This is a genomic window from Sphingobacterium sp. UBA7249, assembly GCF_002472835.1.
Classification (GTDB): domain Bacteria; phylum Bacteroidota; class Bacteroidia; order Sphingobacteriales; family Sphingobacteriaceae; genus Sphingobacterium; species Sphingobacterium prati.
On record NZ_DKST01000030.1, the window covers coordinates 275,620 to 297,407 of the forward strand.

Consider the following 21,788-nt stretch of genomic DNA (forward strand, 5'->3'; position numbering starts at 1 on the left):
GGTTATTTGCGATTATACACCTCAAAAGTATAATCGAACGCATGTTTTTCATCTGCCTGATGCGGCTCCGAAGAAATCAATTCCCATTCCTCCGAATTAAGCTCGGGAAAGAAGGCATCCCCCTGGATGGTCGTATGTACGCGGGTCAGAAGTATTTTGTTGGCCAGAGGTAAGGCTTGTTGATAGATGTTTGCTCCACCGATGATAAAGACCTCGTGTTCGTCCCGGCAATATAGAAGTGCTTCTTGGATACTGTTGGCAACATCAATATCTTCTGCTTGGAAATCAGAATTGCGTGTGATGACAATATTCCTGCGGTCAGGTAATGCTTTGCCGATTGCATCAAAAGTTTTTCTGCCCATCAAGACAGAATGCTCAATGGTATTTCTTTTAAAATATTTAAAGTCATTTGGTAAATGCCAAGGCATCTGGTTATTGATGCCAATCGCATTGTTTTCAGAAGCAGCTACGATTAATGTGACCGTTGGGTTACTCATTTTGGTGTCGTGTAAATTTTTGTATTATCTAATGATGTTATGTATTGGAAAAGCTTTGTAACAGCTCTTTTATACTGCAACAGGTGCTTTTATATGTGCATGTGACTCGTAATTCAACAATTCGAAATCTTCGAATTTGAAATCAAAAATATCTTTCACATCAGGGTTTATCTTCATTAGTGGCAATGGCTTTGGATCGCGGCTCAATTGTAACTCCGTTTGTTCAAAGTGATTGCTATAAATATGTGCATCTCCCAATGTATGGATAAATTCTGCTGCTTCCATATCACAGACTTGTGCTACCATCATAGTCAGTAAGGCATAAGAGGCAATATTAAAAGGCACACCTAAAAATATATCGGCGCTACGTTGATAAAGCTGACAGGACAGTTGCGGTTTTAAGATCCCCTTTTCTGGCTGTGCCGGTGCTACGTAAAATTGAAAGAAAGCATGGCAAGGTGGAAGAGCCATATGTTCAATTTCAGCAACATTCCATGCCGAAACGATGATGCGACGAGAGTCCGGTGAATTTTTTAGTTGGTTAATGACCTGTGTGATCTGATCAATATGGCGGCCATCAGGTGTAGGCCAAGAACGCCATTGCGACCCGTAAACAGGGCCCAGATTTCCTTGTTCATCCGCCCATTCGTCCCAAATACTTACACCGTTCTCTTTTAAATACTGAATATTTGTTTCACCTTTCAAAAACCAGATCAACTCATGAATGATTGACCTCAAATGTAATTTCTTTGTTGTTACCAGTGGAAATCCTTCCTGCAGGTTGAAACGCATCTGATACCCAAACACACTTTTGGTACCTGTGCCTGTACGGTCTGTCTTTACAACACCATTCGTATATACATGTTTGAGTAAATCTAAATATTGTTTCATCTGTAAATAGTTTTTTATTAATTGCTTTTATAATCTTAAAATTGTGAATGCCCTATCCCATGCTATGTTAGTGCCTGCTTTCAGTAGTATATTCTTTATGACGCATGGCTGCTATTTCCGCTATTCGATGGGAGGCTTGTACTAAAATTTATGCCTTCTATATCGAAATTACATTTCAATCATGCCCGATTCGTATTGACCATGTCTTTTGTATTCAAATTTTAATCTTTGTGGCATTGATGTTTTCAAGATAGTCAAAACTAAGGAAAATCCTTATAACGAGAAAGTCAAAACTTAAAATGATAAGAGGGGTTACTGAAAAAAAATGTAATTTTGCAGAATATATTATGGAGAATAAAAAAGTAGCTTTTTATACACTTGGATGTAAACTGAATTATTCGGAGACATCATCCATTGGACGTTTATTTAAAGATGCAGGCTATGATACTACAGCGTTCAATAGCCGTGCGGACGTCTATGTAATCAATACATGTTCTGTAACGGACAATGCGGACAAGAAGTGTAGAAAAGTAGTCAAGGAAGCTTTAAAGCATTCTCCGAATGCCTATATTACCATTGTAGGATGTTATGCCCAGCTAAAACCTAAAGAAATCGCGGAAATTCCGGGGGTTGACATGGTGTTGGGAGCTGCCGAGAAGTTCAACATCATTGAGCATATCAATGATTTGACCAAGCAAGAAAAAACAATAGTTTATAATGGCCCTATTGACGAGACCAACCGATTTGTATCCGCTTATTCCATTGGCGACCGTACGCGTACATTTTTAAAAGTTCAGGATGGATGTGATTATTCCTGCACTTTCTGTACCATCCCTTTGGCACGTGGAGGAAGCCGTTCAGGAAAGATCGAAGAGATTGTCAAGCAAGCAGAAGAAATTGCCGCTTCGGGTGTCAAGGAAATCGTATTGACAGGGGTTAATATCGGAGATTTTGGTATTCGGGAAGGGAAGCGTGAAGACCGATTTCTGGATCTGGTGAAAGCGCTGGATGAAGTTGAAGGTATTGATCGTATACGTATATCTTCTATAGAACCCAATCTGTTGTCCAATGATATTATTGAATTTGTAGCGCAATCCAAACGATTTGTCCCACATTTTCACATGCCACTACAGTCCGGAAGTAATAAAATTCTGAGTTTGATGCGCAGGAGATATAAAAGGGAGCTATATACCGAGCGTGTATCATTCATCAAGTCTTTAATGCCCAACTGTTGCATTGGTGTCGATGTGATCGTTGGATTTCCGGGAGAGACGCGCGAAGACTTTATAGATACCTATAATTTTCTGAACGAAATGGATATTTCCTATTTGCATGTCTTTACCTATTCAGAACGCGAGAATACAATTGCCGCACAAATGGAGGGGGCAGTACCGGGAGCGCAACGCAGCGATAGAAGCAAGATGTTGCATATCCTTTCAGAAAAGAAACGCCGAGCTTTTTATGAATCACAGCTTGGAGCCCAAGGGGACGTCCTGTTTGAGGCTGATGAAAAAGACGGTTATATGCACGGGTTCTCCAAAAACTATGTCAAAGTGAGGACTTTATATGATCCATTGTTGGTCAATGAAGTTGTACCCGTCAAATTTATGGAAGTTACAGATAACTGTGAAGTAGAGGTGGAGGAAGTTCCTGAGACATTGACACATTAGCTTTTTAAGATTATACTTCATCAAAAAAGGGCTATCTTNNAAGATAGCCCTTTTTTGATGAGGAAGAGTGCAGTTCTCACGATCGCTGATCATTCTTTATTGAATAGTATCATCGTATTATGAAAATGAATGCATTTGATTAATGTGTACTACGCTTTGCAGCATTCAACCAGATCACTGTGCCTAAGATCAAAAGAACACCGATCCATTGTATAAATGAAACAGATTCATGTAGGATGAAATAAGACATACAGGTGGCGACGGGCAATTCTGCTGAACTTAAAATTCCACCCAAAGAGAATCCTGTCTTTGGTAAGCCATAAGCAAATAACAGGGGCGGAATGACGGTCCCAAATAAAGATAAGATCAACCCAAAGTGCAGAAAATTAGCATCAAATTGACCATTGAACAAATAGTTCGGCGGAAATAAAGTAAAAATTAATATACAGGAACCCGTTACCATGATCGCACTTTTCTGTACTGGATGATAATCATTGCCCACGCGGCCATTCACGATCATAAAAACCGAATAAGCTGTGGCTGCCAGAAGACCAAATAGGACGCCAGTTAAGTTAAGATCCTTCAATCCTTTTTCGATAAGTCCAGTTGCCAATAATGTCGCAATCAGCACGATTCCAATACCGATCAGGTTATTCTTGGATGGTTTAGCTTTAAAAAAGATAAACTCAATGACCACGCCAATCCAGATATACTGCATGAGCAGTACAATTGCGAGTGAAGCCGGTACCAGCTGTACACACTTATAGTATAAAATACTTACTAGTCCTGTGGAGGTGCCGCTAATCAAGATTTTGATCCATGAAGATTTTTTTGTTGAAGATTGGAAGGTTGTGACCGTAAATAGCTTGATCGCAATAAAGATAAGCCAAAGTATAAGCATGCCGAATAACACCTGAATCCCTGTTACCTCACCCAAAGTAAGTCCCTGGCCGTATGCTTTTTTTACAAATGTTGATAGTATTCCAAAACTACTCGCCCCTAAAAAGACTGCTAATGCACCTTTTAATTTTTCCATTCTCAAACAAATTAAGGTGCAAAGTTACGATTTCCGAACAATTCTTTTTCCGATTCAACGTTCTTGTTGAGAAAATGGATCGATACAGGAGTCCATGGATAATTAAGCTCAGGACATTGATGGAAGTACCAGTAACGCTGATTGTAGTCAGTAAGCTTATTAAGGTATGAAAATAGTCTGTTGTGGGTAATAATTTATAAACTAGACGGAATGGATAAAATGTTTTTTAGGAAAGAGATAAACATATTGTATATAAAGAGTAGTTTATTTAAGTTTGTTTTACAGGAAAGTAAATCGAACAGAATGATTGCCAGATCTTATTTTATCGTATTTTTAAGCATATTAGTATTCTTGAGCAGTTGTTCAACGAAGAAAAAAGTATTGACCTCCCGATCTCACTCTTCCAATGGTACGGTGTTGACAGATGCAAGTTCGGCACGTGGAAAGATTTTTTCGGGATCACGCCTCGATAATTACGCCTCACTACTGAATGTGAATGCAAAAAAGTTAAACCCTCAACTCTATTCATTTATTGATGACTGGATGGGAATACCGCATCGTATGGGTGGGCAGACCAAAAGCGGAGTAGATTGTTCGGGTTTTGTTAACCTGCTTTATATCCAAGTGTACAAGGGTAATCTTCCACGAACATCGCGAGATATGGAAGGTGTGGTAAAACGAAAAAGGACTGATAAATTGGAAGAAGGGGACTTGGTGTTTTTCTCTTTCGGTAGAAATGGAATAGACCATGTCGGCGTGTATTTGCACAATAACAAATTTGTTCATGTCTCGACACGCAAAGGCGTTATTATTTCTGATCTAACAGATAGCTGGTACGCCAAAACCTTTGTGGACGCGGGTTCCCCCAATATTTAGTGGCAGAGATCCATGTAGGTTTTATGTCATATCTTGATATAAACTTTTATACCCTATATAAATCCTTATTTTTGTCAAAATTTTATAGAAATGACAATAAAGAGTAAAAAGATTTTTCTGGGCCTTTGTATTATTGTGCCATTTTTAATGTATTGCGTTTATTATTATAGCAATATGATTAAAAATGCACCATTCCGCTTTGCAGATTTTGAATCGGTAGAATTCAAATACGGGGAGCCGAATCATATGGTCAATGAATATAATTCAAAAACGCGTATCTATAAATATTTAGACAAAAAAGATTCTTTAATTACAGATACTGTAAAATTTACGAAAGATGATCTCCTGTATTTGCACCGCAAAGCGATGGAGTTAGGCTTTTGGAATTTAGATACGGATATGACTGGTCCGGAATGGCAGAAAGACTCTGTAAATTCGAAGGTACCTCGTTTCTACTTAGAATATAACTACAAAGATAAATCTAAGCATGTGACCTTGGATGCAGATTTTGCAGGTAACCCACGGATGCACGATGCGGCCAAATCAATGATAGATGAAGTAAACCGTATGTTGGCGACAGCACAAGCAAGATAATCATAATTATATCTATTAAAAAATAAGGAGAAACTAAGGACTAGTTTCTCCTTATTTTTTTTAATTTCAAGGCTAATTTTTTTTATTGATATCGCCAATTGACCAATTAATTCAGACATATAGCCAATAATTCAAAGGCATAATAACGGGAGTTCGGTGGAAATAAATCAAATAAAATTACAAATACCACAGTAGGAAATTCGAGGAAACGATACGAAACAGTGTTAGGTTAAGCGGAAGATAAATTCGTATATAACAAGGAGCTGATAGGGATTTTATACGGACTTAAGAGAGACCTCATTCGGATGAATACAAATAAAGTCTGATTTAAGTACCTATAAAATGCTATTTAAATAACTGCTATTTGTTATGTTGATTGCATTTGAAGCGAAGCTATATTTACAAATTCTTTATATTCAATTTATATTGCCTTAATGGGAATAGGGTACTTTAGCAGTAAAAATCAACATTCAACATGAAAACATTTTTGGCACTAGCTATTTCTTTGGCGTTAGCCCAGTCAGTACAAGCACAAAAATTTGCTAAGGGAAAAGTTTATCTTGATGTAAACAAAAACGGAAAATTGGATAAGAACGAAAAAGGGATAGCATCTGTTTCTGTCAGTAACGGTCGCGAAGTTGTGGCTACGGATAACGATGGTAACTACCAATTGCCGGTTGGAAGTGACAATATTATTTTTGTTGTTAAACCTGCTGGATATGCCGTGCCAGTAGATGAAAATAACCATCCAAAATTCTATTATACCCATAAAACAAATGGAAGCCCAGCGTCAAAATACCCAGGAGTAGTGGCTACTGGAACAATTCCAGCGGCAGTGAACTTTGCTTTGTATCAACAAGACGAACAACCCAATTTTTCTGCTTTTATCTTCGGTGATCCACAGGCCTATACTGAAGAAGAATTGAGATTTTTCAAGGAAGGTATCATTAATGAGATTACGGACAAATCGGTTGCCAAATTTGGGATCAGTCTTGGTGATTTGGTCGGAGACGATCTCTCCCTTCAGCCGAAATATAAGTCAGTCATTTCTACGATGGGATTACCTTGGTACAATGTGATGGGAAACCATGACATGAATTATGATGCCAAGACAGACAGTCTTTCTGATGAATCTTTTGAGCGCACTTTTGGTCCCAATAATTACTCCTTTAATTATGGAAAGGTCCATTTTATAGTATTGGATAACATCATCTATCCTAATCCACGAACTGGAAAGGGGTATTTAGGTGGTTTTCGGAAAGATCAATTGGATTTTGTTGAAAATGACCTAAAACAGGTCGATAAAGACAAATTAATTGTTCTTTCGTTCCATATACCTTTATATCATGAAAACTCCAATGTGTTCCGTAATGAGGACAGACAGCGTCTTTTTGATATTTTAGCGCCGTTTAAGCACACACTTTCGCTTTCAGCACACACCCATTTCCAGCGTCAATATTTTTATGGACAGAAAGACGGCTGGAAACAGGAAAATCCGCACCACGAATATAACGTTGGAACCACATCAGGCGATTGGTATTCTGGCGAACTGAATGATAAGGGAATTCCTGTCTCGACGATGCGTGACGGTACACCAAAGGGGTATGCCATTCTGAAAATTGAGGGTAATCAATACAGTTTTGATTATAAAGTCGTCGGTAAACCAACAAGTTATCAGATCGACGTGTATGGAGCTTCGGTAGTACCGGAAAAGTATACGAAAAGATATCCGGTCTACGCGAATTTCTTCATTGGTAGGGAGGGAGATCATGTAGCTTACAGAATCAATCAAGGTGACTGGAAAGCGATGGAATATGTCAATGAAAGCGATCCTAATTTCTTAAGATCCCTAGCGAAATACGATACGGCAGAGCAATTAATGACTACTCGTCGCCCGTCCAATCCAGAAAAATCAAGTCATTTGTGGATGACAAATTTACCCAAACTTAAGGCGGGCAAATATCAGCTAGAAATCAGGGCAATTGATATGTTCAATAGAGAACATTTTGCAACAAAAAGTATTGTGATAGAATAATTGAATATTCATTTTTTACAACATAAAAGGCAATCCCACGATTGCCTTTTATGTTGTGGAAATGCTATAGGTCTATCTGAAAGAGATCAAAACTTCGCGGTCTTATCTTCCAATCCGATAGGATCAGGTCTAGAAAACAGACTTCTTCATCTGAGGAGGCTGAGGTGCGTATCTGACTGTAGATGCAGTACAATAAATATTTAAATAACTATTTATAGAATTGTTTGAAGTTTAAAGTTTCCTTAAGATGGACTTAACATTGCAGTCCTATATTTGTGTAGAGTAATTTTTGATTCATAAAGAGTTAGGGTTAATGTGTAGATCTGTTGTGAAACACGTCTAAAAATTTAGTTTGTTTTTAAAGTGAAAAGGTAATCTCCCCGGGTTACCTTTCACTGTTTTTGAGGGTGTTGGTCTCTGTGCTAATTTAATACGCTGATCTTTGACGTCTTTACAAATTGTCTGAAATCATCCGAAGCAGGATTTTCAAAGATTTCAAGGTCAAAATATTTTGTAGCGGCAAAGAGGTGATCAAAAACATCGGATACAATACCTTCATAATATTCCCAACGTATATCATTCACAAAGAAATAAAGTTCGATCGGAACGCCATGTTCTGTTGATGCTAATTGACGCACCATCAGGGGCATGGTCTTGTGGATATTGGGATTCTGGCGTAAGTACGTCAGTGCATAAGCTCTGAACATGCCCAGGTTGGTCATTTTCCTGCCATTAATTGGACTCGAAGGATCAATCTGATGAATACGATTAAATTCATCGATTATCCTAGCACGGTCTTCGATATAAGGACGGAGAATTTGTATATGCTTTAGCCCTTCGATCTCTTTGTTATCCAAAAAGCGAATTGTGGAAATTTTAATATTAATCGCCCTTTTCAGCCTTCTTCCCCCAGATTGCTGCATGCCCCTATAATTTTTAAAAGAATCCGACAATAGTGTATGCGTCGGGATGGTCGTGATGGTTTTATCAAAGTTTTGTACTTTGACATTGTTGAGATTGATTTCCTTTACAGTCCCATCAGCGCCATACTTGGGCATTTCAATCCAGTCTCCCACTCGGATCGAGTCATTGGCCGATACCTGTATACTCGCGACAAAACCCAGGATCGTGTCTTTGAAGACAAGCATCAGGATTGCCGAGGCAGCTCCCAATGACAATAAAAATGACCAAGGAGAACTTCCCGTCAAGATTGAGAAACAGATGGTACCGCCAATAAAGTACATGATAATCTGACAGACTTGTAAGTAGCTCTCCAAAGGTTTATCGGCAAAGGACTTTTTGGTACGCAGGATATCCCGGATACTTTTTAATAAGGAATGGATGATCAATAAACTGACGACGGTGGTTGCTATAGCCAGCAATTTGTTTATGTTTTCTTTCCAATTCGGAAAACCCATAAAAATAATGGGGATGATATATTGCGCAACCAATATGGGAACAAAATGAGCAATCAGTTTTAAAGTTTTATTCCGAATTAATAAATCATCAAATCGGTTCGTGCTTTTCCGGATCGCTTTAATGGTAATTAGTAGAAGCGTTTTTTTGCTGAAGTAATCGACAATGATCAGAAATAAGACAACCAGCAATAATAAAACAATGGAATTGATAAAATGATTGGTCTGGTTATCCAGACCTAGCTTGTTAATCCATTGAAACGTCCAGTTGTAAATTTGGGATTGAGAATCCGTTAACAATTCCATTGATGTATTTTGCATCCTGCAAATATACAAAAAGCCGCATTTGCGGCTTTTTGTTATTTCGAATTTAGCGATTCAGGCTCATGTTTATGTCTAAAAAATAGTGCAAAAAGAACCGCGATCACCAGGGTATAGATTGCAAAGGCAAGCCAGATATCGTGCCAATCCTTGAGCATAATCGTGTTGTTCAAGGTGCCGTCAGGCAATAAGGCGATACTTTTTTCCTTCAGAAAATTCAGAAAATGCGTGTCGTTGATATTGGTGTCCAGGTATTGCGCAAGATCTTGCCCGCTCTGAAAGCTTTTAGTGAAATAATGGTCAATAATCCAACCGGAAGTAAAACTGCCAAATACTGCGCCAAAACCATTCGTCATCATCATAAATAGACCTTGGGCGGAGCTACGAATACGCGAAGTGGTAGATGTCTCCACAAATAAGGAGCCTGAGATATTAAAAAAGTCAAATGCCATTCCGTAGACGATACAGGAAAGTACAATCATCCATAACCCACCTGTCGGGTCTCCAAAAGAGAAAAGCCCAAAACGCAAGACCCAAGCAAACATTGAAATCAACATCACTTTTTTAATTCCGAATCTCTTCAGGAAAAATGGGATAGCCAGAATAAAAAGTGTTTCGGATATCTGTGAAATTGACATGATGATGGTTGAGTATTTCACAACGAAAGATTCCGTAAACTTCGGATAGAATTTAAACTCATCCAGAAATACATCTCCGTAAGCATTGGTCAACTGCAGTGCGGCCCCCAGAAACATGGAAAATATAAAGAACAGCGCCATTTTATAGTTTCCAAATAATTTAAACGCTTCCAGGCCCAACAGTTGTGTCCAAGACGCATTTTCCTGCTGTAATTTTTTAGGAGGGCATTTTGGTAAAGTAAAAGCATAGAGACTTAAGGCTAAAGCTGCGGTTCCAGCAATGTAAAATTGGTAACCAGTCGCTTTATTTCCTGTTAGATTTGTGATCCACATGGCTACAATAAATCCAACGGTTCCAAAGACACGGATAGGCGGGAATGCTTTGACCAGATCATAATTGTTTTCATTTAATGCGGTATAAGCAATCGAGTTGGATAACGCTAATGTGGGCATATAAAAACACATGGCGGCGAGCATTGCATAAAAAAAGGTGTTGGGATCATTTACCTGTGGTAAATAAAAAAGAACACCGGCATAACACAAATGAAGAGCAAAATATAGTCTTTCGGCATTTATCCAGCGATCAGCAATTATCCCCATTAATGTTGGCATAAATAGCGAAGCTATCCCCATTGTCGCGAAGATAGCGCCAAATTGTGTACCATCCCATTGCTTTGTGCCAAACCAATAGTTAGCTATTGTAATCAACCATGCTCCCCAGACAAAAAACTGAAAGAAGCTCATAATGGTCAATCTTAATTTAATAGACATAAAACGATATTATTTAAAGTTTTGTTGCGCTTTAATGAAAGGAGCTATTTTCTTTTGGAAATTTCATCTCTAATCAATGCTGCTTGCTCGTAATTCTCTTCCGTCAGCGCTTGATTGAGTGCCTGCTCCAATTGTTCATCTGTCAATGAAGAAAATGGGTTGTTAGGCGATTTGGATGGCGTTTTTTCTTCGACCTCAATCATGCTAGGATCTTGCATTTTGTTGGCTTTGTCCAGATTTTCCAAAAATGCGAATTCATGCCCCTCAATGATAATCCCTGCAGAAGACATAATAAATTCATAGGCATAAATCGGAGCTTCAAATCGAACCGCCAAGGCCACGGCATCGGAAGTGCGTGCATCGATTTCGACTATTTTATTGCCATCAGAGCAAATAATCTTCGCATAAAAAATACCTTCAATCAGGTTATAGATGAGTACCTCAACAAGTTGGATACCAAAAGATTCAGCAAAGGATTGAAATAGGTCGTGCGTAAGGGGACGGCTTGGAATCATTTTTTCTATCCGAATAGCAATGGCTTGGGCTTCATGGCTGCCAATAATGATGGGTAATCTTCTGTTGCCCTCCACTTCTCCCAATACCAGGGCGTAAGCCCCAGATTGTGTTTGACTATAGGATAAACCAACGATATCTAATCTGATTTTCTTCATTTTAATTCCAAAGCGGTCTACAAACTTAGATAAATTTGCTTTTATATGCAATTATAATTACGTTCCTTGTGAACAAATTTATCGATCTCTCCTAGATCATTAAAATCTTTTTTAATAGCCCAAATTGCGAATACGTAATGACAAACAAAAAATTCCCCATACATTTCTTTAAATGAATGGGGAGGAATATAGGGTATTAAAAGCTTAATTTCCTTTGTAAGCTTTCAATGCTTGTGTCAATTTAGGGACAATATCAAAAGCGTCGCCAACAATACCATAATCTGCAACCTTAAAAAATGGCGCTTCGGGATCCTTGTTGATGACAACGATAGTTTTTGAGGAACTCACTCCAGCCAAATGTTGAATGGCACCGGAGATACCGATAGCGATATAAAGATTAGGGCTGACAACAATACCCGTTTGGCCAACGTGTTCGGAGTGTGGGCGCCATCCTGCATCAGATACCGGTTTTGAACAAGCGGTAGCAGCACCAAGGACATCAGCCAGCTCTTCGATCATCCCCCAGTTTTCCGGACCTTTTAGTCCTCGGCCTGCGGATACAACAATCTCTGCTTCGGGTAGGGAAACTTTATCTGTCGCCCGTACGATCTCCTTCACGATTGTCGAGAAATCTGTAGCAGCGACATTTGCGGTAAATGGCTCTACCGCAGCAGTACCGCCAGTTTCCTTGGTTTCATAGGCGTTGGGACTTAGTGCGATCACCTTGATTGTAGCGGTCAATTCCACCGTAGCGAATGCTTTATTCGAAAACGCGGTCTTTTTGACGGTTAACTTTTCACCTTCGATAGTCGGTAAAGACAAAGCCCCATCAGCGAGTGCAGCATGAAGTTTTGCCGCGATGCGGGGTGCCAGCCCTTTGCCCGAAAATGAGTTGGAAAGTACAAGTAGATTCGCTCCTGTGCTTTTGACAGCTTCTGCGATAATGCTCGCATAAGCCTGATTGACGAAGGAAGAAAGTTGATCAGTATTGACCGTTAGTACCTTCGATGCACCATAGTTGCCCAATGTAGCAAGTTCATCCTGTGCAACATTGCCAATAGAGATGGCGACAAGGTCACTATTTGTATTATCGGCGATGGCTTTCGCATAAGAAACTACTTCAAAAGCAGACTTTTTGAATTTTCCATCAGTATTTTCTACATATACGAGTATTGACATAATTTTTTCGGAGTTTAATGATTAAATAACTTTGGCTTCATCATGCAAGAGCGAAACCAGTTTCTCAACCTCTGCTGGATCAACCAGTTTTACAGTACCACGCGGAGCTGGAGTCTCGTAGGCAACAATGCGAGAAAGTGTATCAACAGTGGACGGTTCCAGTACATCCAGGGGTTTGGTACGTGCACTCATAATACCACGCATATTAGGTATTTTAGGTTCCGCAACACCCTCGGCTGTGCCAATAACGATTGGAAGTTTGGCTGTCACGACTTCTTTGCCTCCTTCTATTTCGCGTTCAACGCTGACTGCATCAGCAGTGACATCAACTTTTTTAGCAATGGATACCGATGGTATATTTAGCAATTCTGCAATGATAGCGCCCACCTGAGCACCATTATAATCAATTGACTCACGTCCGGTTAAAATTAGATCAAAAGCATTATCTTTTGCATAACTTGCGATTTGATTGGCCACAAACCAAGCATCTCTAGGAACAGCATTAACACGTACTGCATTGTCAGCGCCTATAGCCAATGCTTTGCGGATGGTCGCATCGGTGGATGCATCTCCAACATTGATGACAGTCACTGTTCCTTTTCCACCTTCAGCCAGTTCAACTGCCTTTGAAAGAGCAATCTCATCATAAGGGTTTATAATAAACTGCACACCAGCGGTATTAAAAGCTGTGTTGTCATTTGTAAAAGTGATCTTCGATGTAGTGTCAGGGACATTACTTATACAAACTAATATTTTCATATACGATTGGTTTTACCCAAACTTACCATATTTTCTGCCAATTAAAAAGTCCACGAGTGTGTGAAATTTCGATTCAATAGTAATCTAATGCGTTGTGTTATTTTTAATTTATTTCAATTTTTTTATCAAAATTTATTGTATTTGTAATTTTATCGTATCTATTTGATATTTTTATTAAATATCGGCAAGATTCGCGTTCTTTTTTTTAATGAAAATTTTGCGTCAGTATAGTGTCATTTTATATGCTAGCATAGTAATATTGGCAATTTCTTCCTGCGTCTAAATCAGCTATGTTTGATCGCAGCTTTATCCAGACGAGCAGGAGGATCCCAAATAACAGCTGGCAGTGCAGATGATCATTCGAGAGGAATGACCTTATTATGGCTGTGGATTGGCTATCGGGATCGTAACTCAATAAAAATAATTATTTGCAGGTTGACAGATGAACGTAATTTTAGTTAAGTTTGAAATAAAAAAGATATGTCGACACGATTGGATCAACTCAACGAATTTTTGAAGGAGAGCCCCGAAGATCCTTTTTTAAAATATGCCATAGCTGCGGAGTACCTGAAACAAAATGAGGAGCAGGAAGCTTTGGCGAGATTTGAGCAGCTGATAGATAAACATCCTGATTACGTAGGAACGTATTATCATTTGGGTAAATTATATGAAAAACTGGACAAACCGGAACTTGCCATCATCACATATAAAAGTGGAATTGACATTGCCCGTAAAAGTCGTAATTTCCATGCCTTGGGTGAGTTACAGGGTGCTTTGTCTTTTTTGGTGGACGATGATGATGATGATTTTTAATCCGTTCTAAATTTTTGGTATCTAATTTGTTATGAATTTTATGGGTGTAACTATTAGATGCTGATTTTTTTGAATTTGGAATGAGATGAAAAGGTTTATTTGGACGGTGGGATTGTTGGTGATGATTGCGCTGGCGGGATGTGATAATCCGAAACAGAGTGTAGCGGTTTATAAAGATAATTTGCAGGAATTAAAAGGAAGGGACAAAGGTGAAATTGTGATTGGAGAGTATAAAGGGATAATGCCCTGTGCCGATTGCGATGGAATAGAAACTCTTATTTCCTTACATGGGGACAATACGTATAAGTATTCGTCCAAATACCTCAACAAAAGTGATGATGTTTTCGTGCGTGAAGGGAAATGGAAATTGGACGGAAATATTATTACGTTGGATGGAGTTGATTACAAATTCAAATTGGGAAATCATATTTTGAGTCAGTTGGATCTATCAGGCAATGATATTACCGGCGATATTTCCAAATACTATGTGCTGACGAAGAACTGAAATCCAATAATGTTATAAAATTTATATAAAAAATCCGAAGAGAATGCTCTTCGGATTTTTTGTTTTTATATCTTTTGTCTCTAGCTGTTTTTTGAACAAAGCTCTTTTAACGTCGACACAACGAAATCCACTTCCTCTTTTGTGTTGTTTTTGCAAAAGGAGAATCTAACCGACGGGCGGTCTGAATTTGTTTTGATAGCACCTAGCACATGTGAACCGATATCTGTTCCAGAGCTACAGGCACTTCCACCAGAACAGGAGATACCCGCAATATCCAGGTTGAATAATAGCATGTCAGCTAGATCACTGCAAGGAAAAGATACATTAAGTACAGTGTATAATGATTTATCGGGGTCGGTGACACCATTGAATTCAATAGCTGGAATGGCTTTTTGCAGCTCTTCAATCATGTATGATTTAAGCCCTTGGATATAAGTATGATGTTCTTCCATATGTTCATAGGCAAGTTCAAGAGCCTTAGCCAGGCCAGCTATACCATACACATTCTCAGTTCCACCACGCATATTCCGTTCCTGCGCGCCGCCGTAAATCAAAGGTTTGATTTTATTATTTGCATTGATATAAAGGAATCCCACACCTTTTGGACCGTGAAACTTATGGGCAGCACCGGTAATAAAATCAATTTTAAGATGACCTAGATCATGTGGATAATGCCCCATCGTCTGTACAGTATCCGAATGAAAGATCGCGTTATATTGCCGGCATAATTCCGAGATACGTTGAATGTCATTGAGATTTCCGATCTCGTTATTGGCGTGCATAATAGAAACAAAAGTGCGGGGATTTTGGCTCAGGAGCTCTTCGAGTTGATTAAGGTCTAAATTACCCTTATCGTCCACATCGAGTAGGTCAAGATGGACTTTTCCCGCCTTTTCAAGTTCTTCCAACGTATGTAAAACAGCGTGGTGTTCTATCGGTGAGGTAATCGCATGCGTGATGCCAAAGTCCGTGATCGAACGTACAATGGCCATATTATCGGCTTCGGTTCCGCCCGAAGTAAAGAAAATTTCTGCTGGAGATACGTGGAGTAGGTTGGCGATTGTCTTTCGTGCTTTTTCTACTATTGTTTTTACTTGTCTTCCATGACTATGAATAGAAGATGGATTTCCAAAATTATTGTCCATCACATCTACCATTACTTTTATAACTTCAGGATCTAAGGCTGTAGTCGCTGCATTGTCAAAATATACTTGCATGCTGCAAAATTACAAATCTCGGAAGTAAATCAAATGCATTACGGTTTATTTTTAATCAGAATTTGGTCTTTTTTTTATCAATATAAAAAATCCACCCAAAGCGATTGCTAAACCAATGTAGGCAGCGATGTCCCCAACTTTGGTGTAGGTTGTCAGCTCTTCATTTAAATTGATCTCCTGATTCAATGCTGCGGGTACCCACCATTTAGTCTGCTGTACAATATCACCCCGTTGATTAATGAAGCCAGATACTCCGGTATTCGCCGAGCGGGCAACCCAGCGCCGATTTTCAATGGCCCTCAATTTTGCATATTGCAAATGTTGATCTTTTCCCGAAGTATTGCCCCACCAGCCATCGTTGGTAATGATAGCGATAAACTGAGCTCCTTTTTTAATATATTTAGCCACATAATCACCCCAGATGGATTCATAGCAGATAACCGGGGCAGCACCGATGCCACTTTGTGCATAGAAAACTGAAGGCTCGGCCTGTTTTCCGTAGCCTCCCGTTGTTCCACCGAAAGCCTTGAACAAAGGTTTTAAAAAATTCATTGCCGCTCCAAAGGGCATCTGTTCGACACCGGGTACCAATTTGGATTTGTGGTAAAATTGTAGTTTGGATGAGTAGTCAATCAATGTTGCTGCATTGAAGTTGTCCTTGTAGATATTAGGGGAAACTTCGCGGGCAGTGGCTGTCTTCGCGTAATTATACAATTGATAACTTTCTATGCCGGATAAGACATTACCATTTTTATACTGATCCAAAAATTGCAGAATCCGTTGATAGGAATAAGTGTCACGCAGGTTTTCTTCATCAAAATCGCCGTTTTGTGAAAGAGCAGTTTCGGGCCAGATAAAGAACTCTGTATTGGGTTTGGCCACTGAACTTGAAAGGGTAAACAAGGTGTTTAATTGTTCCTCTGGGCTAAGCTGAAATTTAATGTAAGGATTGATATTTGGCTGTACAACCACAACCTGTGCGGGATTTTGGTGTTCCTCATAATTGAAGTAGCGAACCAAAGAAAAGACCGTTGGAACGAGTATGACCAGCATTAAACAAACTACAGGAATCGCTCTGTTTCTGAGTTCGTAAACACCTTTTCGATTGAGGTAGAGCACGAAAACCAAAATATTAACCAGCCAGATCCATATTGATCCACCATATACGCCCGTCATGTCGTACCACTGGATGAGTTGATGAAAGTTGGCAAATCCGTTTCCCAAAGTCATCCAAGGAAAGGCAAGGTCCCAGGTTGCATGCAGAAATTCATAACTGATCCAGAAACCCATTAATCCAAAAAGCGATAACAAAAGCGAAGCTTTGCGCCTTAATTGATAATACAAGGTGAACGCAATAGCCATTAATGCAGCTCCGAGACAAAAGGGGATCAAACTGATCAGAATTGCGGCAAAAGGCGGCATCACTGCTGAGATCGAATTGTATACCCAGTAAATGGACGCAGTGTTCCAGACTACCGCCGTCAGACCTGCGGTCAGAAATATTTTTTTACCTTTCTTTTTGATGGTTTCGCTGCGTATGATGTTTTCCAGCGCAATCAATAAGGGCAGGAATCCGATAAAAAGCAGTACGCTCGAATAGGGGATGGGTGGCCATCCCAACCACAATAAAAAGGCACTTAAAAGTGCCAATAGATAGTTGTTCTTCACGATATCCACTTATGTTATAAACTGGATAAAACTTCTTTTTTCTTTTGCTCGTACTCCTCCTGTGTGATCAGTTGTCTGTCAAAGAGTGTCTTTAGTTTTTTAAGCTTTAAGGTAATTTCATCATCTTCCTCTTCAGCAATCGGCGCAACAGGAGTGGGGATAGGAGCCGTCGGTGGTACAACCGGTGCTGATGCCGCAGGTTGTACTACAGGGGCCGGCGGGGTAATTACCGGTGCGGGCACTGCTACTGGAGCGGGCAGGTTGTTTTCAATTTTCTCAACCACTACCTCCCGGGGGCTGCTAGGAGCGATTACGATCTTTTCCTTTTCAGCGGCCAGTTCTGCCTTTTTGTAGTTTTCAAGAGCAGCTTTAATATATTGGTAGAGTTTCCTTGCCTGTACTTTTGGGATGTAATCAATACTTAAATTCTCACCGGTAAATGGAATGACAGTAACCTTTGATCCAAAGATCTCTTCTTTGAAGGCAATATCCTTAATATCCTGCCAGCCAAAGATCTCAAAATCGGTTGCTAGACCTAATTTGGTAAATTCGCACATAAAAATGCGTTTATTGCTAATGGTGATACTATCTGGTAAAATTGTCACCGCAGGTTTTTTCTGTACGGCGATATAATCTATTTTTTCTCCCGGAGTAAGCATATCCTGGACTTTGGTAACCAATTTTTCAATGATTTTTATATCCTGTCCATCCTGTGCAAATAGTTCCATGTTCATGTCAAATACGTTTTATTAATCAAAGATTGTCAAAATTTATTCCAATCCACCTACACAAAATACAAATTCTCCTTTGATTGGATTGTTTTCAAAGTGTAATTTTAAATCAGTTAATGTTCCGCGGACATTCTCCTCATACAATTTACTTAATTCTCTGGAAATAGAAGCCTGCCTATCCGCACCGAAAATCGTAATAAACTCTTCGATTGTCTTGAGGATACGGTGCGGTGATTCGTAGAAAATCATGGTTCTCTTTTCTTCCACCAATGCCTTTAGACGAGTCTGGCGTCCCTTTTTTACAGGCAGAAAACCTTCAAAGCAGAAACGGTCGTTGGGCAGACCCGAGTTGACCAGTGCCGGTACAAAAGCGGTGGCACCGGGTAGGCATTGTACTTCCAGTCCCTCTTTGATAGCCGCTCTGACCAATAAAAAACCCGGATCGGAGATCGCTGGTGTTCCGGCATCTGAAATAAGAGCAATGTTCTGTCCTTCTTTCAGAAATTTAATGATTTCAGAAACTGCTTTATGCTCATTATGCTGATGATGCGCAAATACTTTTTTCTCGATACCAAAATGCTTTAGAAGGGGAGCACTTGTCCTCGTATCCTCAGCTAAGATAATGTCTACTTCTTTCAGAATATTGACTGCACGAAAGGTCATGTCTTCCAGATTGCCAATAGGTGTTGGAACTAAATATAACATGGCCAAAGTTAAGTTTTTTTTACTATATAATGGGTGCTAAAACATTCTGTCTATTTTGGAGTTATTTTCTATATAAATGCAAGAAATACATTATGCAATACATTGAAAAAATACAGGCACATCTAGGTGCGGAATCAGATTATCTATTGGCTTTTGACAAACCAGCGGTTTCGAAAAACGTGCTTCATCTCCCTGAAGCGACATTTATTGATCAGGTATATGGTGCTAGCGACCGTACACCACAGGTATTACGCAGTTTGGGCCAGCTTTTTGGAACCGGCCGGCTGGGCAATACAGGATACCTGTCCATATTGCCGGTAGATCAGGGGATTGAACATAGCGCCGGCGCTTCCTTTGCACCCAACCCGCAGTATTTTGATCCGGAGAATATCGTAAAATTGGCACTTGAAGGGAACTGTAATGCTGTCGCATCGACTTTTGGCGTACTGGGGGCCGTATCCCGGAAATATGCATACAAGATCCCTTTTCTGGTCAAGATCAATCACAATGAATTGTTGACCTATCCCAACCGTGCCGACCAAATCCTGTATGGAACGATACGCGAAGCCTGGAATATGGGGGCCGTAGCTGTTGGAGCGACTATTTATTTTGGTTCGGAAGAGTCCGACCGTCAGATCATCGAAGTGGCAAAGGCATTTGAAGAAGCACATTCACTTGGGATGGCAACGGTATTGTGGTGTTATTTGCGGAATCCGGCGTTTAAGGCAGAAGGCAAGGACTATCATTTAGCTGCAGATCTAACCGGGCAGGCCAACCATCTTGGGGTGACGATAAAAGCAGATATTATTAAACAAAAGCTACCCGAACTGAACGGTGGTTTTAAAGCCCTCAATATGGGTAAAAGTAGTTATGGCAAATTAGATGACCGCATGTATTCGCAGTTGTCATCAGACCATCCGATTGATCTTTGCCGCTATCAGGTGCTCAACTGCTTTGCCGGCAGGGCAGGGCTGATCAATTCCGGCGGAGCTTCGGGGCAGAACGATATACAAGAAGCTGTAAAAACCGCTGTAATCAATAAAAGAGCTGGAGGTACAGGGCTGATATCTGGTCGGAAAGCTTTCCAAAAGCCAATGAACGAGGGGGTTGAATTGCTACATGCAATCCAGGATGTCTATTTATGTGAAGAAGTTACGATAGTATAAGATGTGTAGTGGATAATCACTGTAATTATTGCCAAAAAGCGGCAATTTTCACTATCTTTGTTCACTATTTTTTAAATAACACATTTATATTATGTTGCAATTAAATTATATCCGTGAAAACAGGGATACGGTTATCGAAAGATTGGCTGTCAAGCATTTCAAGGAAATTGGATTGGTCGACGAAATCATCAGCTTAGATGAAGACCGCCGTAAGATCCAAGCGGAATCGGACGCACTTTCGGGCGAAGCTAATGCGGCAGCAAGGCAGATTGGAGATCTGATGCGCCAAGGAAAAAAAGAAGAAGCTGAAGCCGTTAAATCCCAATCATCCGGATATAAAGATCAGGTAAAGCAACTATTGGATAAATTAGGAGCGATTGAAATCGAACTGAATGATAAGATTGTTCAATTGCCTAATTTACCGCATCAATCTGTTCCTGTTGGTGTGAGTGCCGATGATAATGAGGTCGTTTTAACGAATGGTGAAATTCCGTCTTTATCAGAAGATGCATTGCCACATTGGGAATTATTAAACAAATATGATATTGTGGATCTGGAGCTCGGTGTAAAAGTCGCAGGAGCAGGATTTCCGATTTATAAAGGGAAAGGCGCAAAATTGCAGCGCGCATTGATCAATTTCTTTTTGGATCAGGCAGCAGAGCAGGGGTATGAAGAGGTGCAAGTGCCCATTTTGGTTAACGAAGACTCCGCTTTTGCTACTGGGCAGTTGCCGGACAAGGAAGGACAAATGTATTATGTCAATAATGACAACTTATACTTAATCCCTACGGCAGAGGTGCCGGTAACCAATATTTACAGAGATGTCATTGTTAAGGAAGCACAGTTCCCCATTAAGCATTGCGCCTATACACCATGTTTCCGCCGTGAAGCAGGTTCCTATGGAGCCCATGTGCGTGGATTGAACCGTTTACATCAGTTTGATAAAGTTGAGGCGGTACAGCTGGTCCATCCAGAAAAATCTTATGAAGTTTTGGAAGAAATGAGTCTATATGTACAAGGTTTGCTTCAAAAATTAGAACTACCTTATCGTGTATTGCGTCTTTGTGGTGGTGATATGAGTTTCACTTCCGCGTTGACTTATGATATGGAGGTGTATAGTTCTGCGCAAAAACGCTGGCTAGAAGTATCTTCTGTTTCTAATTTTGAAACATATCAAGCCAACCGATTGAAAGTACGTTTTAAAAATTCAGATGGAAAAATGCAATTGGCCCATACATTAAATGGTTCAGCATTGGCGCTGCCACGGATTGTCGCTGCGATATTAGAGAATAATCAAACGGAAAAAGGCATCCGGATTCCAGCAGTGTTGGTGCCCTATACCAAATTTGAGTACATTGATTAGTCGATGTATTAAATAGCGTCCCTATTTCGGGACTTCTACTAGAAAGAGACTCTACCTGAGCAGGTAAAGTCTCTTTTTTTTTCGCTTTTTTGCCTTGACAGAACTTTAGAATCGTTATAAATTACTCTTTTTTTCCTTACAAAAAATAAGAAAATAGTTATGTTAATGATTTCTTATAACATTGTTAATATTTTGTTAAATATAGGTGATTCCGTATAAAATTCTGTTTCAAAATTATTTAAAGAGTTTTTATTCTAAAATAGATCT

The 21,788-nt window shown here is 39.7% G+C and carries 20 protein-coding genes; 8 read left to right on the top strand and 12 right to left on the bottom strand.

The genetic code is table 11. From position 1 onward, the window contains the following. Window positions 1-2 precede the first annotated feature (2 nt). Both B4A24_RS22660 and B4A24_RS22665 read right to left on the bottom strand, forming a co-directional pair. Window positions 3-497, bottom strand: a complete 495-nt coding sequence (locus B4A24_RS22660; protein WP_293947223.1) for a dihydrofolate reductase — start codon at window positions 495-497, stop codon at window positions 3-5. A 69-nt stretch (window positions 498-566) separates the two neighbouring features. Continuing rightward, window positions 567-1,388, bottom strand: a complete 822-nt coding sequence (locus tag B4A24_RS22665) for a thymidylate synthase (RefSeq protein ID WP_172396780.1) — start codon at window positions 1,386-1,388, stop codon at window positions 567-569. 347 nt (window positions 1,389-1,735) lie between these two features. Here B4A24_RS22665 and mtaB point away from each other — a divergent pair, with 347 nt between their 5' ends. Next, window positions 1,736-3,058, top strand: a complete 1,323-nt coding sequence (mtaB, locus tag B4A24_RS22670) for a tRNA (N(6)-L-threonylcarbamoyladenosine(37)-C(2))-methylthiotransferase MtaB (RefSeq protein ID WP_293947224.1) — start codon at window positions 1,736-1,738, stop codon at window positions 3,056-3,058. 139 nt (window positions 3,059-3,197) lie between these two features. Here the strand turns inward: mtaB and B4A24_RS22675 are convergent, their stop codons facing one another. Then, window positions 3,198-4,094 carry an EamA family transporter gene (locus tag B4A24_RS22675; RefSeq protein WP_293947225.1) on the bottom strand — a complete coding sequence of 299 codons (897 nt, stop codon included), beginning with the start codon at window positions 4,092-4,094 and terminating at the stop codon, window positions 3,198-3,200. A 303-nt stretch (window positions 4,095-4,397) separates the two neighbouring features. Here B4A24_RS22675 and B4A24_RS22680 point away from each other — a divergent pair, with 303 nt between their 5' ends. The 3 genes from B4A24_RS22680 (at window position 4,398) to B4A24_RS22690 (ending at window position 7,599) form a co-directional block, all read left to right on the top strand. After that, window positions 4,398-4,970 (top strand): C40 family peptidase, encoded by a 573-nt coding sequence (locus B4A24_RS22680; RefSeq protein ID WP_293947227.1) that lies wholly within the window; start codon window positions 4,398-4,400, stop codon window positions 4,968-4,970. A 174-nt stretch (window positions 4,971-5,144) separates the two neighbouring features. After that, window positions 5,145-5,564 carry a hypothetical protein gene (locus B4A24_RS22685; RefSeq protein ID WP_293947228.1) on the top strand — a complete coding sequence of 140 codons (420 nt, stop codon included), beginning with the start codon at window positions 5,145-5,147 and terminating at the stop codon, window positions 5,562-5,564. Window positions 5,565-6,039: 475 nt separating this feature from the next. After that, the gene (locus tag B4A24_RS22690; protein WP_293947229.1) at window positions 6,040-7,599 is read left to right on the top strand and encodes a calcineurin-like phosphoesterase C-terminal domain-containing protein; all 1,560 of its coding nucleotides are present in this window, start codon (window positions 6,040-6,042) and stop codon (window positions 7,597-7,599) included. Window positions 7,600-8,021: 422 nt separating this feature from the next. Here B4A24_RS22690 and B4A24_RS22695 read toward each other — a convergent pair whose 3' ends face one another. From B4A24_RS22695 to B4A24_RS22715, 5 genes are all read right to left on the bottom strand, one after another. Beyond that, window positions 8,022-9,320 carry a mechanosensitive ion channel family protein gene (locus tag B4A24_RS22695; RefSeq protein WP_293947230.1) on the bottom strand — a complete coding sequence of 433 codons (1,299 nt, stop codon included), beginning with the start codon at window positions 9,318-9,320 and terminating at the stop codon, window positions 8,022-8,024. Between the two features lie 53 nt (window positions 9,321-9,373). Continuing rightward, window positions 9,374-10,744 carry a nucleoside permease gene (locus B4A24_RS22700; RefSeq protein WP_293947231.1) on the bottom strand — a complete coding sequence of 457 codons (1,371 nt, stop codon included), beginning with the start codon at window positions 10,742-10,744 and terminating at the stop codon, window positions 9,374-9,376. A 44-nt stretch (window positions 10,745-10,788) separates the two neighbouring features. After that, on the bottom strand, window positions 10,789-11,415 hold the full coding sequence (locus B4A24_RS22705) for a bifunctional nuclease family protein (RefSeq protein WP_172396787.1): 627 nt from the start codon (window positions 11,413-11,415) through the stop codon (window positions 10,789-10,791). A gap of 204 nt (window positions 11,416-11,619) precedes the next feature. Continuing rightward, a complete protein-coding gene (locus tag B4A24_RS22710; RefSeq protein ID WP_293947232.1) occupies window positions 11,620-12,594 on the bottom strand; it encodes an electron transfer flavoprotein subunit alpha/FixB family protein in 975 nt (324 codons plus the stop codon). 21 nt (window positions 12,595-12,615) lie between these two features. After that, complete coding sequence (locus B4A24_RS22715; protein ID WP_293947233.1) at window positions 12,616-13,353, bottom strand: electron transfer flavoprotein subunit beta/FixA family protein; 738 nt, start codon at window positions 13,351-13,353, stop codon at window positions 12,616-12,618. A gap of 480 nt (window positions 13,354-13,833) precedes the next feature. Here B4A24_RS22715 and B4A24_RS22720 point away from each other — a divergent pair, with 480 nt between their 5' ends. Further along, window positions 13,834-14,166: a tetratricopeptide repeat protein gene (locus tag B4A24_RS22720; protein WP_293947234.1), complete on the top strand. Its 333-nt coding sequence runs from the start codon at window positions 13,834-13,836 to the stop codon at window positions 14,164-14,166. 85 nt (window positions 14,167-14,251) lie between these two features. Beyond that, the gene (locus tag B4A24_RS22725) at window positions 14,252-14,671 is read left to right on the top strand and encodes a copper resistance protein NlpE (RefSeq protein ID WP_293947235.1); all 420 of its coding nucleotides are present in this window, start codon (window positions 14,252-14,254) and stop codon (window positions 14,669-14,671) included. 80 nt (window positions 14,672-14,751) lie between these two features. Here B4A24_RS22725 and B4A24_RS22730 read toward each other — a convergent pair whose 3' ends face one another. The 4 genes from B4A24_RS22730 to rsmI are packed head-to-tail and all read right to left on the bottom strand — an operon-like array spanning window position 14,752 to window position 18,992. After that, window positions 14,752-15,888, bottom strand: coding sequence for a cysteine desulfurase family protein (locus tag B4A24_RS22730; RefSeq protein ID WP_293947236.1), 1,137 nt, complete (start codon window positions 15,886-15,888; stop codon window positions 14,752-14,754). Window positions 15,889-15,939: 51 nt separating this feature from the next. Beyond that, window positions 15,940-17,556 (bottom strand): apolipoprotein N-acyltransferase, encoded by a 1,617-nt coding sequence (lnt, locus tag B4A24_RS22735; protein ID WP_293947237.1) that lies wholly within the window; start codon window positions 17,554-17,556, stop codon window positions 15,940-15,942. Between the two features lie 14 nt (window positions 17,557-17,570). After that, the gene (locus tag B4A24_RS22740) at window positions 17,571-18,290 is read right to left on the bottom strand and encodes a PH domain-containing protein (RefSeq protein ID WP_293947238.1); all 720 of its coding nucleotides are present in this window, start codon (window positions 18,288-18,290) and stop codon (window positions 17,571-17,573) included. A 36-nt stretch (window positions 18,291-18,326) separates the two neighbouring features. Beyond that, window positions 18,327-18,992 carry a 16S rRNA (cytidine(1402)-2'-O)-methyltransferase gene (gene rsmI / locus B4A24_RS22745; RefSeq protein ID WP_293947239.1) on the bottom strand — a complete coding sequence of 222 codons (666 nt, stop codon included), beginning with the start codon at window positions 18,990-18,992 and terminating at the stop codon, window positions 18,327-18,329. A 92-nt stretch (window positions 18,993-19,084) separates the two neighbouring features. Between rsmI and B4A24_RS22750 the strand changes: the two genes are divergently transcribed. Beyond that, window positions 19,085-20,158, top strand: a complete 1,074-nt coding sequence (locus B4A24_RS22750) for a class I fructose-bisphosphate aldolase (protein WP_293947240.1) — start codon at window positions 19,085-19,087, stop codon at window positions 20,156-20,158. 91 nt (window positions 20,159-20,249) lie between these two features. Further along, on the top strand, window positions 20,250-21,521 hold the full coding sequence (gene serS, locus B4A24_RS22755) for a serine--tRNA ligase (RefSeq protein ID WP_293947241.1): 1,272 nt from the start codon (window positions 20,250-20,252) through the stop codon (window positions 21,519-21,521). Window positions 21,522-21,788 lie beyond the last annotated feature (267 nt).